9 protein-coding genes and 1 pseudogene are annotated in these 14135 nt (G+C 69.4%); 3 read left to right on the top strand and 7 right to left on the bottom strand.

What is annotated here, in order from left to right:
* Positions 1-14: 14 nt before the first annotated feature.
* The 5 genes from ABZS71_RS28665 to ABZS71_RS28645 are packed head-to-tail and all read right to left on the bottom strand — an operon-like array spanning position 15 to position 6460.
* Positions 15-1199 (bottom strand): aminotransferase class I/II-fold pyridoxal phosphate-dependent enzyme, encoded by a 1185-nt coding sequence (locus ABZS71_RS28665; RefSeq protein ID WP_356214746.1) that lies wholly within the window; start codon positions 1197-1199, stop codon positions 15-17.
* Positions 1196-2395, bottom strand: a complete 1200-nt coding sequence (locus ABZS71_RS28660; RefSeq protein WP_356214744.1) for an aminotransferase class V-fold PLP-dependent enzyme — start codon at positions 2393-2395, stop codon at positions 1196-1198. The genes ABZS71_RS28665 and ABZS71_RS28660 overlap by 4 nt, the downstream gene beginning before the upstream one ends.
* The gene (gene asnB, locus ABZS71_RS28655) at positions 2392-4326 is read right to left on the bottom strand and encodes an asparagine synthase (glutamine-hydrolyzing) (RefSeq protein WP_356214742.1); all 1935 of its coding nucleotides are present in this window, start codon (positions 4324-4326) and stop codon (positions 2392-2394) included. The genes ABZS71_RS28660 and asnB overlap by 4 nt, the downstream gene beginning before the upstream one ends.
* A 5-nt stretch (positions 4327-4331) precedes the next feature.
* Positions 4332-5540 carry an NTP transferase domain-containing protein gene (locus ABZS71_RS28650; RefSeq protein ID WP_356214740.1) on the bottom strand — a complete coding sequence of 403 codons (1209 nt, stop codon included), beginning with the start codon at positions 5538-5540 and terminating at the stop codon, positions 4332-4334.
* Positions 5537-6460: a phytanoyl-CoA dioxygenase family protein gene (locus ABZS71_RS28645; protein WP_356214738.1), complete on the bottom strand. Its 924-nt coding sequence runs from the start codon at positions 6458-6460 to the stop codon at positions 5537-5539. The genes ABZS71_RS28650 and ABZS71_RS28645 overlap by 4 nt, the downstream gene beginning before the upstream one ends.
* A 477-nt stretch (positions 6461-6937) precedes the next feature.
* Here ABZS71_RS28645 and ABZS71_RS28640 point away from each other — a divergent pair, with 477 nt between their 5' ends.
* A complete protein-coding gene (locus ABZS71_RS28640; RefSeq protein ID WP_355856192.1) occupies positions 6938-7207 on the top strand; it encodes a phosphopantetheine-binding protein in 270 nt (89 codons plus the stop codon).
* 118 nt (positions 7208-7325) lie between these two features.
* Here the strand turns inward: ABZS71_RS28640 and ABZS71_RS28635 are convergent, their stop codons facing one another.
* Together ABZS71_RS28635 and ABZS71_RS28630 are read right to left on the bottom strand one after the other, a co-directional pair.
* Entirely contained in the window at positions 7326-8528 is a 1203-nt protein-coding gene (locus ABZS71_RS28635) for an MFS transporter (protein WP_356214736.1), read from the bottom strand.
* Positions 8529-8654: 126 nt separating this feature from the next.
* Complete coding sequence (locus ABZS71_RS28630; RefSeq protein ID WP_356214734.1) at positions 8655-10325, bottom strand: amino acid adenylation domain-containing protein; 1671 nt, start codon at positions 10323-10325, stop codon at positions 8655-8657.
* 791 nt (positions 10326-11116) lie between these two features.
* Here ABZS71_RS28630 and ABZS71_RS28625 point away from each other — a divergent pair.
* Together ABZS71_RS28625 and ABZS71_RS28620 are read left to right on the top strand one after the other, a co-directional pair.
* Positions 11117-11983: pseudogene (locus ABZS71_RS28625) on the top strand (transposase); the annotation flags it as partial.
* Between the two features lie 1129 nt (positions 11984-13112).
* Positions 13113-14045 (top strand): LuxR C-terminal-related transcriptional regulator, encoded by a 933-nt coding sequence (locus tag ABZS71_RS28620; protein ID WP_355854525.1) that lies wholly within the window; start codon positions 13113-13115, stop codon positions 14043-14045.
* The last annotated feature ends 90 nt before the right edge of the window (positions 14046-14135 follow it).

The raw sequence follows: 14135 nt of genomic DNA, 5'->3' as shown, positions 1-14135 counted from the left end.
TCTGCTGTTTCCTATCACTTCATGGCTGTGAGATGGTCGATCATCCGCTGAATCGCGCGTTCGAACTGCTCTGCCGGTTCGACGAACGAGACACGTATGTGCTGGGCGGCGCCGAAGGGGCCGCCCGGAATCACCGCGATACCCGCCTCGTTGAGCAGCCTGTCGGCCACCGTCGCGGCGTCGGACAGTGCGGGTCTGCGCTCCAGCAGGGGGGCGAGCGAGGGGAAGGCGTAGAACGTGCCCTGGGGCTCGTGGTAGTCGACGACATCGGGCACCGCCGAGAGCATCCGGCCCAGCCGCTCACGGTTTCCCAGCAGATGCCGGCGCAGTTGTTCCACCGACTCCTGGTCGCCTTCGAGCGCGGCGAGAGCCGCGGTCTGGGCGACGCGGTTGGGGTGATTGGCGGTGTGGGAGACGACGGCCGTCACGGCGGCGGCGACCGGGGCGGGCGCCACGAGCCAGCCGACCCGCCAGCCGGTCATCGCGTACGTCTTGGAGACCCCGTCGACGACGACGACCTCCGCCCCGGCCTCGCGCAGCACTCGCCGCGCCGGCTGGTCGACCCCGGCCCAACTCAGCTGGCCGTAGACCTGGTCCAGCACCACCGTCACCCGGTGCCGCGCGCACCAGCCGCCGATCTCCCGCAGCCGCTCGCGGTCCAACACCGCCCCGGTCGGATTGGCAGGCGAGCAGAGCACGAGCAGCCGGATCCCGGCGTCGTGGTGCCGCTCCAGCAGTTCGGTCGTCGGCTGGAAGCCCGTGGCGGACGTGGTCGGCGCCACGACCGTCCGTCCGCCGGCCAGCCGTACCGCGTGGCCGTAGGTCGGCCACGCCGGTGTCGGGATCAGCACCCCGTCGCCGGGGCTCAGCATTGACAGGAAGATGGAGAACAGCGCGGATTTGGCGCCTCCGGTGATCACCACGTTCTCCGTGCTGAGGAGTTCACCGGCGGTGCCGGGGGTGGACTGTGCCACCCGGTCACGCAACTGCGGCATGCCCGCTGTCGGCCCGTAGCCGTGGCCGTCCGGCGACAGTGCCGCCCGCGCGGCGGCCTGGCGCACATGCTCCGGCGGACTCCCCGGCGACTCCCCCGCGGTGAGCACGGTGATGTCATGGCCCAGTGCCACCAGTTCGCGTACCCGGGCATTGAGCCCGGAGGTGGGGGACAACGGCGCCTTGGCCGCCGGCCGCCCGCTCATGCCGACGCCTTGGCAACGGAGGCCACGGCCTCTTCCCGGTCGGTGCCGGCCGTTGGTCCGGGCAGCGGCGCCGCGCCGGTGTCCTCCTCGTACCCGGCGGCTTCCAGCGCGCCGCCGGGCGGGCAGCCCTGTCGCTCGCAGGCCGCGACGAAGGCGTCGAGACCGTTCTCCACATCAGCGTGGCCGAGCGGTCCCATCGTCGCCATGAAGAAATAGCCGGCCGCGACGGCGTAGCCCGGCGTGTAGATCTCGATGCCGAGGGAGTCCAGTTCATTCCGCGCCCGCTCGTAGTCCAGCCCGGCCGGCAGCCGGACCGGGACCACCACCTCGGAGCGCCGGCCGGGCGCCAGGTCGACCAGCTGGAACCCTCGCCGGGCCAGACCTGCCCGCAGGACACCGGCGGTCAGCGCGTACCGGGCGGCCCGCCCGGCGGGCGTCTCTCGTTCGAAGTGGCCGAGCGCCTCGGCCAGAGCACAGATGACCTGCACCGGGACGGTGAACGGGACCTCCGCGCCGCGTTGCATCTCCAGTTGCCGCGCGATGTCGAAGTAGTAGCTGTGGCCCGGCCGTGCGTTCTCCAGAACCGCCCGCCTCCCCACCACGAACGACACGCCCGGCAGCCCCTCCAGACCCTTGTTGCTCGTAACGGTCAGCACATCCGGGCCGTCAGCATCCAGGGTCATCCGGTGAGCACCCACGCTGCTGATGGCATCGACCAGGGTGAGGATGCCGCGCTCGGCCGCGAGCCGGTTGAGCGCGGCCATCGGGGTGAGCACGCCGGTCGCCGTCTCGTGGTGGACGAACGTCAGTGATCGGATCCCGGGCGTCGCGTCGAGTTCCGCCGCCACCTCTCGCGGATCGATTCCCTGGAACGTACCGAAGCGCATGCGCCGTACCTCCAGGCCGGAGCGCTCCACGATGTCGGCGAGCCGTTCGGAGTAGTAGCCGGTGACGAGCGCGAGGACCGGGCCGCGCAGGCAGTTCACCGCGGCCTCATTGGCCCCGGTGCCCGAGCAGGCGAACAGCAACGCCTCGAAATCGCTCTCGGCGCCCAGCACTCTCAGCAACGCGTCGCGCACCTGCTGGAGGACGGCCCGGAACGCGGGGGCGCGGTGCGACATGTCGTCGACCACCAAAGCCCGCTTGGTACTGGCCCGGGTGTTCGTCGGACCGGGGTTGAACAGTAGTCGGTTCATACGACCTCTTTGCTCGTGATGTCGGTGACGTGGCCGCGTGGCGGGCAATAGACCCGCAGCCAGACCTCCAGGTTCATCAGCATCCATGCCTGCCGGCCGAAAGTCGGGCTGCCCTCTCCGCGGCCGGCCCACCATTCGCGCAGGCGGTCCGCGGCGAAGATCTCGTGCAGGCGGGCTCCGTCGTCCAGTACGAGGCGGGCCACCTCGGCCGCCCCGGGACCGGCCAGCCACTCGTTGAGGGGAGCGGGGAAGGGCAATTTGCGGCGGGTGAGCACCCCGTCCGGGAGGCGGTCGCCGAAGGCCCGGCGCAGCAGCCACTTGGTGGTGTCGCGCCGTTCGCTGTAACGGCTGGGCTCTTCCGCCAGCGCGCGGGCGGCGGCGAACAGGCCATGCCAGCGCAGCTTGGTGCGCTGCGGCAGCCGATAGGCCCACCTCACCAGGCGGTGGTCCAGGAAGGGCACCCGGGCCTCCACGCCCGCCGCCATGGCGGTGCCGTCCAGCACCTGCAGCAGCCCGGGCAGGTGCACCTTGACCATGAAGTGGGTCAGCCTGCGATGCAGCCCGACGCGCCGCGGCCGGTTCCACTCGGTGCGCAGGGTCCGCATCAGCTCCGCGTCGTCGTCCAGTCGCGCGGCAACGTCATCACGCAGCAGCCGGTGCTTGGTGTCCAGCGGTATGTAGCAGTATTCCTCCAGGAGTTGTGCGAGCACCGGAGAGCCGAGGTGACGCCGCCAGCCGGTGGCCGCGGGGCGGCGGGCGCGGCAACCCAACCGACGCTTGCGTACCTCGAAGGGCAGCCGATAAAGCCGCCCGTATCCCGCGAACAGCTCGTCCGCGCCCTCACCGCACACCACGACGCGGGCCGCGGAGCTCACCGCCTGCGCCAGCCGGATCAGGGCTACCTCGTTGTGCATGCCCAGCGGGTGATCGCGGATGCGTGCCATGTGGGCGAGCTCTTCGGGGGAGACGGCTACCCGGGCCCCCACCACGTGCAACGACAGCGACAGGTCCGCGGCCACCTCCGCGGCGCCGTCCGCCTCCGAGTAGCCAGGCACGTCGTACTCGGCGGTGTAGGTCCCGGCGCAGCGGCCGAGGCGGCCGAGTTCGCTGACCAGGATGCTGGAGTCCAGGCCGCCGGACAGGTACGCAGACACCGGGACATCGGACCGGCTCCAGGCATCGACGGCCTCCTCGACGACGCGGCGCAGGGCGGCCGCCCGCCGCCAGGGAGGCGGCGGCGTGGTCCGCTGCCGAGCCAGATCCCACCACACTCCGGTGGTGACGTCGTCGTCGCGCCAGCGCAGCCAGGAACCCGGCGGCAGCTGACGCAGCTCGGTGAAGAGCGTGCGTGGCGCGGGGACGTGACGCAGCGACAGGAAGGCGGAGATCCCCTGGATATCCGCCGTGGGTGGTCCCGGCAACAGCGGGAGCAGCCCCTTGGGCTCGGAGCAGAAGGCGAATCGTTCCCCCTGCCGCAAGTAGTACAGCGGCTTGATACCGAAGCGGTCACGAGCCAGGGTGAGGCTGCCGTCGGCACGGTCCCAGATGGCCAGCGCGAACATGCCGTTGAGCCGGTCCAGGACGGCCAGGCCCCACTGGCGGTATGCGGCGAGCAGGACTTCCGTGTCCCCGGTGCCGCGGAAGCGGTGACCGAGGCACTCCAGTTCGCTTCGGATCTCGGCGTGGTTGAAGACCTCACCGTTGAACACGATGCGCAGGAGGCCGTCCTCGGAAGTCATCGGTTGGACAGCGTTGTCAGTCGTGTCGAAGATAGCCAGCCGGGTGTGGCCGAGCACTGTGCGCGGTGTCCACCACAGCCCCTCTCCGTCCGGCCCTCGGTGGCGCAGCAGACGGACGCAGTCCCCGGCCGCTTCGCGGTCGAGACCGTGCCCGTTTTGGCCCGTGCCCACGGCACCCCAGATTCCGCACATCGCCGCTATCGCCGATCGGCCGGGGCGGCGGCAGAGGTGAACAGCCTCTCCGAGACGGCCAGATCCGCGCTGTCGTCCACCTCGCACCAGCGCAGGCCCGCCACGTCCACAGCTTCGAGCGGCATGCCCACGCCCATACAGTGGTGCAGCAGATGCTCCAGATGTGCGCGCGGATCCCGCTCGGTCAGCTCCACCAGGGCCGGCCACCAGGTGGCGAGGAGGTCGGCGTGCGAGACCAGATGGACGTTGACGGTCTTGTACTGCTGGGTGACATCGTCGTCCGGGGCACGCCAGTCCGCCCGGCTGATGGCCACGGCGCGTCGCTGGTCGCCCAAGGTCATGAAGGAGCCCGACAGCCCCGGCCGGTATGGCTCGACAGCCGTGGCACTACCCGGACGGGCGAGCAGCCGCCGCAGGACGGCCGGTTCCAGGACCACATCGCCCTCGATGACCAGCGGTACGTCCACCGGATCAAGCGCGGCGAGCCCCACGCGCAGGGATACCGCTGTGCCCGTGGTCGCGTAGTGCTCATTGGTCACGAACCGCACCTCGTACCGCGGCCGCCAGTGGCGTACGGTCTCGATCAGCCGGTCCCTCAGATGGCCGACCACGACTACGGCGCTCCCTATCCCGGCAGCGGCGAGGGCGTCCAGGGTCCGTACTACCAGCGGCACTCCGGCCACCGGCACGCATGCCTTGGGCGCCAGCTCGGTGTGCGGCGCCAGTCGGCTGCCGAGCCCGGCGGCAAGGATCACGGCGGTGTGCGCCGGGCGGGGAGGCTCGGGCGCTTGGGCACGCGCGGTGATGTGCGCCGCGTGAGCGTTGAGGAACTCGGCGTCGGCCGGGTGCGTCAGCAGTCGGGCCGCGGTGGCGAGGTCGGCCCACACGGCGTATGGGTTGTCCGGGTCGTGGGGGACCAACGGGCCGCCGGCCGTGGTGTAGAGGTGCATCTCGATGTTCTTCAGCCGGCCCGGGAGTATGCGGCCGGTGCCGCTGATGGAGGACCGTACGTAGGAGTCGAGCGTTCTTACGTAGCGCAGGTCCCTCAGCCCGCTCTCCTCGGCGATCTCCCGCTCGGCGGCCTCGCGCGAACCCTCGCCGTCCTCCAGATGCCCCTTGGGCAGGGACCAGGAGCGTCCTTGCTGGCATACGACGACGATGCGCCCGTCGGGACCGGCCACAACTCCACCAGCCGCCTGAGCCAACGGCTTCATCGCCTACCAGCCTCCACCTCACCGGCCATGACTCGCCGCTGATCGTTGGGCTTGTAGAACTCCGTGGGGTGCGGGTCGGCGCCGAAGTCGCCGAACATCCGGCGCAGCCGGGGCGACATATTGGCCAGCACCTCCGGCGGCTGCTGAAGGTAGTCGTGGGGGCGGTGCCAGAGCTGGCCGTAACGGAAGATGAAGGTCTCGCGGGGACGCCGGGTGTTCCTCGCGACCGCGTGCCACAAGGAGTAGGGAAAGAGCAGCACGTCCCCCGGGGCCGCATGCACCGTCACGGCGTCGTCCGGCAGTTCGCCACGCTCGAACGGCTCGTTGAGCTCCGCGATGTAGCAGGTGGGGATCGTCTTCTTGGGCATCCGTCGGTGGCTTCCCGGGATCAGGAGGAAGTTACCGCAGTCGTCCTCGGAGGCGTCGCTCAAGAAGACCTGCGCCTTTACCTGGAGGCTTGCGCTTTCGGCTGCCAGCCGTATCCGCTGGAGGTGTTCGCCCCCGTCGGTGTGCCAGGACTCCAGCGGAGCGTCGTGCTGCGCGCGGACGAAGATCTCCGTGCCGAGCACCTGCACGCTCAGTCCGAGGACCGACACCAGCGGGCCGATCAGGCCGGGGTGGTCGAGGAACTCCGCCAGGCCCGGATGGTGGGCGATGGCGTCACGCACCCGAACGGTGTGCGGGCGGTCAGTGAAGCTCTCATGGGCGGCGATGCTGGGCGTGCTGCCCTCATGGGCAGCCCGTACGAGTTCCCGGCCGCGTCGCACCGCCGCGGAGTCGAACAGCCCGCGTAAAAGGAGGTAACCGTTCTTTTGGTAAGAATATCGGTCGGCATCGGACAACGGCACCCAGTCCTGATCCTTCACGTGGGACGCATCGGACTGCGCCGAGGGCTCCCTCCGCACAGATTGCTGCTGCATGTCTCCTCCAGTCCGGCAATCACCGCGAGCGCCGGAGCGCTCTAGTAATTCCCCTAGTAATTCCCCTAGTAATTCGTGTGAAGTTTTTGAGAAGTCTTTACGCTCTCATTCCCTGAGGGAGGGGAATACTGCCCACCACGTCGTGGGGCAAGGGGCCGACTTCTACCGCGATCGGCGTGCACAACGGAAGCTTACGAAATACTTCCGCGCTTGGCCGTCGAATGACGTCATTCATTCGACGTTCACGCAACTTTAAGCCTTGAATCGCGACTGTCAAGCCGATGAGGCACTGCCGTATCGGACTTGGCCAGAATGCGACTACGCGCAAGTTTCGAGGCTCGCCGCTCTTTATGTCGTCGCCATCAGCACCACAGGCGGGACGCAGGAAAGCGTGACCGGATCGGCAGTCGGGGGCTTGGCCGAAAAAAATCTGGAAACAGATGGTTGGCACAGGCACGCGAGTGGAAAGAAACATCCATGTCAAACACTGTGCCGCCGCGTATCGAAGACCTTTTCGTCATTTTGAGCCGTATCTGGCAACAGGTGCTCGCGGTGCCGGAAGTCACCGTGGATGCCAACTTCCAGGAGCTGGGCGGCGACTCGCTCCAGGCCCTGGTCATCGCCCGCCGTATCGGCGAGGAAGGCATCGAGGTACCGCCCTCCGCCGTGTTACGCCGACCGACCGTGCGGTCGCTGGCGGAGGCGATCGTGGACCCGAAGCTGTTCGACGTGCTTCCCCATGCCTGACTCCGGCGTCCGGATGATTGCGACTTCCCGTTCCTGCCTCCGGCCGCCCCCAGCGCCCGGCCGCCTCCGGTTGCCGGGCAGGTTGCCGGGCACGTCGCCGACCAGACCGCCGGGCGCCTCAGGCCTCAGAAGACCGCGGGTGCCGCTGTGCCCGCCGAGCCGCCGGTGGCACCAGACCGCCCATGACAAGGAAGATCCCGCCCAGCAGCAGGCAGCCGCCCCAACCCCATGACACCATGGCGGAGGTGGCGACGACCGGTGTCAGGAGCTGGCCGAGGTCCCGCCCGGCCCCGTACACCCCCTGGTACTGGCCGACGGCGTCATGCGGCGCCAGCTCGAAGGACAGCCCCCAAGAGCCCGCCGCCTGGAGCAGTTCGCCGCAGACATGCACCGCCGCGCCCACGACCAGCAGGGCACAGGCCACCCCCACACCTCGTCCTTCGGCGAACCCGAACATCGCGCACGCGACGGCGAGCAGCACCCCCGAGCGGCGCTGCGCCACCGCCGCCCCCCGCACCGAGTCGGTGTTCCTGCTCGCCCGTACCTGCCAGAGCGTCGCCGCGGTCGTGTTCAGCAGGACCAGCCCGGCGTACAACGCCGCCGGCGCACGGGTACGGTCGGCGATATAGAGCGGCAGCGCCACGGTGAACATCCCGACATTCATGCTCAGCGCCGCGTTCAGCATCGTCAGGACCACATAGGGACCATCTCGCAACGCTGTCCACCGTGGGCCCACCGGCCTCGGCTGGTGGATCGGGGCCTGCGGCGGGACCAATCTGACGACCAGGGCAGAGACCACGTAGCACGTCGCCGCCCCGAGGATCACCGCGGTGTACGCTCGGCGACTCCCCACGGCAAGCGCCGCGGCGGCCAGTACGGCCCCCACGGACCATCCGGCGTTCGTGACCGCGCGCAGATAGGCCCGTCCCTGTACCCGGCGCTCCGGAAGCAGCGCGCCTGCGATCAGCGCACCCTCAGCGGCCAGCCCGGCTGACTCGCACACTGCCACCACGCAGGCCACCGCCACGAAACCGCGGAACCCGCCGACCAGCGCGTAGCCGCACAACATCAGTGCCTCAGCCAGCCGGACCGTGATCCGCAGCCCTCTCGGACCAAGCACATCGGCGAGGTGGCCCGCGAGCACTCCCGCCACCATGCCCAGCAGCGAGGCCAGGGTCAGCCCCAGCCCCACCTGGCCGGCTGTCAGGCCGATGACGCGCGTAAGGTACAGCGGGAGAATGGTGTAGAAGGCCCCCCGGCCGATCCGGCTGGCCGCGGTGGCGACCGCCAGGGGGCGCAGTGGACCCGGCTCTGGCAGCATCCGGGCCCACCACGGCCGCGTTCCGGAGTCCTGCGCCATGCACACAGTGCCGGGCCGACGACGGCCCCGCACGCGTGCATTGTTCGAAAGCACCGTGCTCCCCTGTCTCTACTTCTCTGTGGACCCTCAGTTCGCGGCGCTGTCGCCGCCCTGCGGGGCGCACAGCGAGTCCACGAGCGCGGCGCGGTCGGCCTTCCCGTTGGCGGTGCGGGGCAGTGCGGCGACCCTGCGGATGATGTGCGGCACCAGGTGGTGGGGAAGTAGCCGGGCCAGCGAGCGGCGGACGACATCGGGCTCCGGGGGCGGCCCGGCCGCCGCTGTGCCATCCCGGACCACGGTGTAGATGAGCGCGAGTTGGTCGACACCGCTGCCGTCCGGTCTCGGAGCCGCGACCACCGAGCACTCCCCCAGGCCGGGGACGCGCCGCGCCACAGCCTCGATCTCGCCCGGCTCGATGCGGTGGCCGGAGATTTTCAACTGCCGGTCACGGCGGCCCAGGAAGTGCAGCAGGCCGTCGGCGTCCCGGTGACCGATGTCACCGGTGCGGTACAGCCGGACAGGTCTGCCGTCGACAGCGGCGGTGATGAACTTCGCCGCAGTGGCTGCCGGATCGCCGAGGTAGCCCAGCGCCAGCCCGTCCCCAGCGACGCAGATCTCACCGGTCGCGCCCTGCGGCGGGAGCGGCCGTTCGCCGGAGAGCGCGGTGACGTCGCCGTCCTCGCCGTCCAGCAGGTACACCTCGGTGCCGGCCACCGGACGGCCGATCGGGATTCCTTCCGGCAGGGAGCAGTCCACGGGCAGCACCCGGTGTGTGGAGACGAAGACGCAACTCTCCACCGGCCCATAGCCGTTGACGAGTGCCACCTCGGGATGCCGGCTGAGAAACCTGCGCACGTGCGCCGCCGAGAGCCGCTCCCCGCCGGTGAGCACCTGCCGCATTCCGGAGAAGCAGTCGATGTCCTCGTCGACGAAGAAGTTGAACAGGGAAGAGGTGAACCAGCTGGTGTCGACACCGTATGCGCGCACCATGGCACGCAGGCCGTCCGGCAGGAGATAGTCGTCGTCCGCGATCACCGACGTGCCACCGGTGGTGAGCATGCCCCACAGCTCCAGGGTGAAGCCGTCCCAGGGCACCGGTGCCAACTGCGGCATCACCCGTCCCGGGCCGAACCCTGGTAAGCCACCAGGGCCGAATAAGCGCGTGGTTGCCTGGTGAGGGGAGAGTACGCCCTTGGGCTCACCGGTCGTGCCCGAGGTGAAGAAGACGGTGGCCAGGGCCGAACCGTCCATCGGCTGATGTGGCAGGGGCACCGCCCCAAGCGGAGCCGCACTGGCAGCCTCGTCAGCCGACCGCTGCGGCTCCTGACCCGGCCGCCAGGTCGGCAGGTCCAGGCCGGGCAATCGGCGGCTGGTGACCAGGAGGGGAGGGGCCAGGGCACGGACCACCGAAAGGACCCGTTCCACCGGCCAGCGGTGGTCGATGGCTGTGTAGGCGGCCCCGCACTTGAGCACCCCCAGCAGCGCCACCACAAGCTCGGGCGAGCGCGGCAGCAGCACCGGAACCAACCGTCCCGCCGTGACGCCGCTGCACAGCAGCGCCCGCGCGCAGGTGTCGGCAGCGCGGTCGAGCTGCCCGTAAGACATCGTCTCTCCGCGGAAGACGAGGGCTGGTGCGGCCGGACGCCGCCGGGCCTGGCGCGCCACCATCTCATGGATCAGCCGATCACCACCGGGGTTCGCGGACCTCGTGCCGTGCGGCTCCGGTATGAGATGCGGATCGATCCGGCTGTCCGGCATGCCATTCGCCCTTCCAATTTGCGCACGACAGGAACTCCTCGCCTTCTTGTCAAGCACAAGTTCCTCGTCTTCTTGTCAAGCGCACCCGAAGACGGTAGAGACCCTTCTCGTAACTCTGAGAGCACGTCATATTGCCACTGCTCCGCGACATTCCCCTCGGTCCACACTACTCTGCGGAGGTGCCTCCATGACCCGGGATGGCCAGCGTTTGGCGCAATTGGATAAAGGACTGACCATTACGTTGCCACAGGAGCAGTGGGGCGAGGGCACCCTGGTAGACGGCGGTCGAGAGGACGTCGCCCAGGCCGCAGCTGGCCGTCAGGCCGTCGCACAGGTTCGCCTGGGCGGCCATCGGGTCGCCGGCCACCGCAGTCTGGGCCTACGGCCCCGGACGACAATCCGAGCGTCATCCCGCTTCCCGCAATTGCCGTCAGGCTCTGACACGTGCTCGACTAACTCCTCAACGAGTACCACCCCACCCCAATCCATACACCCTGCGCTCCCAAGGAAACCCCTAGTTTCAGCAGCGTGATTGGAGCTTTGACAGGCTTCACGACTATGGTGCCTAATTCCGACGGTGGGGAGTGGTTGGCGGCGAGGCGGGATGATGTGGGTTGTCGGGCGGCGTGAGGTCGGGGGGTGTCAATGCAGCCGCACTCTGGCCTAAGCTTGATGTTTAACCTCGCACGTCACCCGACCTGCTGAGATCTCCAGTTTCCGGGCGCACGTGACGCGGCCGTCCCCCACGCTTCGAGATGTCGAGTAACGGAGCGTGAAGGAACGGCCCTGAGATGAGTTTCCCCGTCGATGCCCCCGCCGTCGAGGCGTTGGGTGTGTTGTCGCGCTTTCGGGTTGAGTTCTACGAGTGCCTGTACGCCCGCGCGGACGCGCTCTTCGAGCTGACCGACGCGGCGTTGTGCGCGGACGGCCCGGTGACCTCGCTGGTCGAGCTGACACTGACGGCCGAGCATCGGCGGGGGCACGGGGCGATGTACGACGCGGTCAATCACGGCTGGCTGGAACCGCGCCGCCTACGGCGGCTGCTTGCCTCCACGCCGCTGCCGCGTGCCGCCGACGGGCGGATCGTCCTCGCGGTGGACGTGAGCAACTGGCTGCGTCCCGACGCACCCACCAGCCCCGACCTGCTGTTCTGCCACGTCTACGGCAGAGGCCGCAGCGCCGACCAGTTCATCCCCGGCTGGCCCTACTCCTTCGTCGCCGCGCTGGAGACCGGCCGCACGTCCTGGACCGCGCTGCTGGACGCCATCCGGCTCGGTCCGGCGGACGACGCCACCGCGGTGACTGCCGCCCAGCTCCGCGAGGTCGTGGGCCGGCTCGTGCGCGCCGGGCACTGGCGCCCGGGTGACGAGCCCATCCTCATCGTCATGGACACCGGCTACGACGTCACCCGGCTCGCCTACGTCCTGGCAGATCTGCCCGTGGAGCTGGTCGGCCGGCTGCGCTCGGACCGGGTCATGCTCCGCGACGCCGGACCGCGTCGCTCCACCCCGCGCGGCGGGCAGCCCCGCAAGCACGGCGGTGTCCTCACCTTCGCCAAGCCCGAGACGTGGCACACCCCCGACCAGGCCACTGCCTGCGACACCACCCGTTACGGCCGGGCCGAAGCCCTCGCCTGGGACCGGATGCACCCGCGCCTGCAGGCCCGCGGCCCGTGCGCGGCCGTCCGGGCCGCCAGCATGGTCACCAAGGCCGCTCTCAACCGCTACCGCCCCGTCGGCGTCGCCCGTGTGGGTAGCCGAGGACCGTGCGCAGAGCTACCGCCGCTTCCTCGACGCCATCGCTCACGTGATCGACACTCAGATCCTCTACTTCTACCGGCGGCGCGACGCTGAAGCCGCTCAGAGCCGCCGTCGGCGGTTAGACGCTCGGTTCGTCGAACTCCGGGACGAGGCATGGAGGAACCACACCCAAGCCCAGCACGAAGTGCATGCCGCGCTCCTGGGGATACGCCTGTGTGCCCCGGCCCCTGTCCTGGCCTCAGCTGAGGATCTGCTCGACGCCGTCCCGGGCTTCTACGCCAGCCGATCGATTCTGGTTCGCGGCCTGTCCGGCTGATACCTCGAAACCTCTGGCGCGACGTCTTCCCGATCACCCCTGGTACCTTGCTCGGCCGGCATCGCCGATTCACCGCTGCGAAGTGGGACGACAGCGCGCGCAGGCGCACCGGTCGGCCGCCCACTCGAGCCGCGATCAGAAACCTCGTGCTTCGGCTCGCCGGCGAGAATCCCCGGTTGGGCCGGCGGGATCACGTCCTCGTCATGGGCGAAGCGCACGCCTGGAGGGTCCTTGAGACCTGTCAAAATCAGCACCGACCCCACCAGGCCCGCAGCCAACTACCGAGCAGCCGGCCGCGATGGACGTCCGCACCCACAGACCGCTGCGCACCCGGACCGTCGGCGGCCTCATCAACGAGTACAGATACGCCACGTGACCTGTGACGACGACTATTCGAGCGGCACAGGTCCGCCCCGAGGGCGCTTCACGGCGAACCCCTCGTCATGGCCGGTGCGCGGGCAGCGGTAGCGGCCGCTGTGGGAGCCACCTCCGAGTCGAACTCTGGCCGGATCCAACATGACCACCCCCGGCCGACGGCGCCGATCCGGTAATTCGTCTCTGGTCGTGAGCCGTTGGGCGATCTATGGTGCGCGTATGTCTGTCGAGCACAGCGGCCCGAACCGTCGGCCGTCCTCCCTTCGGGAAGAACCGCCGTGCGACGGGGATGCACACGCCGGCCAAACAGCGCAGGCCCGTAAGACATACGTCTCGATGGTGGAACGGATCACCAACTCGGGGGTGCGGGATGCGGCGAAGGAATCGCGGGAGATCGGGGCCCTTCCGAAGGAGGTCGGGCACTGGCTCACCGAACGACGGCTGCTGGACAGCAGACGCACCAGGCTGAGCCCGCCCGAACGAGCCCTGCGGGAACTGCTCTCGGAGCATGAGCGGCAGCTGCGGGCAGCGACCGAGACGCTCACGCGGAACGTGCTGGCCCTCGACGACGTACTGGCCCTGTTCTCCTCGACGCAGCTCAATGGCCGGGAGACCGTGGAGGTCGAGTTCTTCAAGGACCGGGCGCATACGAGGGAACGTCTCGAGGAACTGGATGCGCTGAGCCGGGAAGAGTTCCTTGCGATGCGCAACTCCTTCCCGCCGCCGCCCGTCCTGGAGGCGAGCCTGGAATCGGATCGGCAGATGCTCGCCCACGGGATCGCGGTCCGGGTGCTGGTCTCCGCACAAGCGCTGCGCAGCCCGGGCGTGGCGCGTTATCTCGACACGCTCATCGAGGGCGGTGCGGCCGTCCGTGTCGTACCGGCCCTCCCGCTCTACATGAACATCCTGGACCGGGCGATCACCGTGATCGCCCTCGGCTCGGGCCCCCACGGCGGGGACGGGGACGTGATCCTGCACAGCCCCGATCTCACCCAGTGCTTCCTGCAGGTCTTCGAGCACACTTGGCAGGTGGGCCGACCGCACCTCGGGGGCACCGGGCCGGGGAACCCCGCGAGCCGGTTCTCGCCGCAGGAGCGGGAGGTGCTCGCGCTCCTCGCGGCGGGTGCCAAGGACGAGAGCATCGCCCGTAGGCTCGGCTGCTCCGAACGGACGCTACGAAGGCTCATCACCCAGATCGTCGAGAAGCTGGGGGCTCAGAGCCGGTTCGCCGCGGGAGTCAGGGCCGCGCGCCTCGGCCTGGTCGACTAGGGCCTGTTCTGAGTTCAGATCACTGATGGGTTGCTTCGGCTCCCGGGAGGCTTCCGGCTGCTGCAGGAACGATCTGTGACGCGTGGTGAT

The sequence above is a fragment of the Streptomyces sp. NPDC005393 genome (assembly GCF_040606675.1).
Classification (GTDB): Bacteria; Actinomycetota; Actinomycetes; order Streptomycetales; family Streptomycetaceae; genus Streptomyces.
Note: the sequence above shows the minus strand (reverse complement) of the source record. Positions and strands in the feature narration are given on the sequence as shown.

Bases quoted from the DNA above. Each gene is read 5' to 3' on its own strand.
- ABZS71_RS28635 (WP_356214736.1), bottom strand. From the start codon at position 8,528: ATGCTGCCAGAGCCGGGTCCACTGCGCCCCCTGGCGGTCGCCACCGCG.
- ABZS71_RS28630 (WP_356214734.1), bottom strand. From the start codon at position 10,325: ATGCCGGACAGCCGGATCGATCCGCATCTCATACCGGAGCCGCACGGC.
- ABZS71_RS28645 (WP_356214738.1), bottom strand. From the start codon at position 6,460: ATGCAGCAGCAATCTGTGCGGAGGGAGCCCTCGGCGCAGTCCGATGCG.
- ABZS71_RS28620 (WP_355854525.1), top strand. From the start codon at position 13,113: ATGGTGGAACGGATCACCAACTCGGGGGTGCGGGATGCGGCGAAGGAA.
- ABZS71_RS28650 (WP_356214740.1), bottom strand. From the start codon at position 5,540: ATGAAGCCGTTGGCTCAGGCGGCTGGTGGAGTTGTGGCCGGTCCCGAC.
- asnB (WP_356214742.1), bottom strand. From the start codon at position 4,326: ATGTGCGGAATCTGGGGTGCCGTGGGCACGGGCCAAAACGGGCACGGT.
- ABZS71_RS28665 (WP_356214746.1), bottom strand. From the start codon at position 1,199: ATGAGCGGGCGGCCGGCGGCCAAGGCGCCGTTGTCCCCCACCTCCGGG.
- ABZS71_RS28660 (WP_356214744.1), bottom strand. From the start codon at position 2,395: ATGAACCGACTACTGTTCAACCCCGGTCCGACGAACACCCGGGCCAGT.
- ABZS71_RS28640 (WP_355856192.1), top strand. From the start codon at position 6,938: ATGTCAAACACTGTGCCGCCGCGTATCGAAGACCTTTTCGTCATTTTG.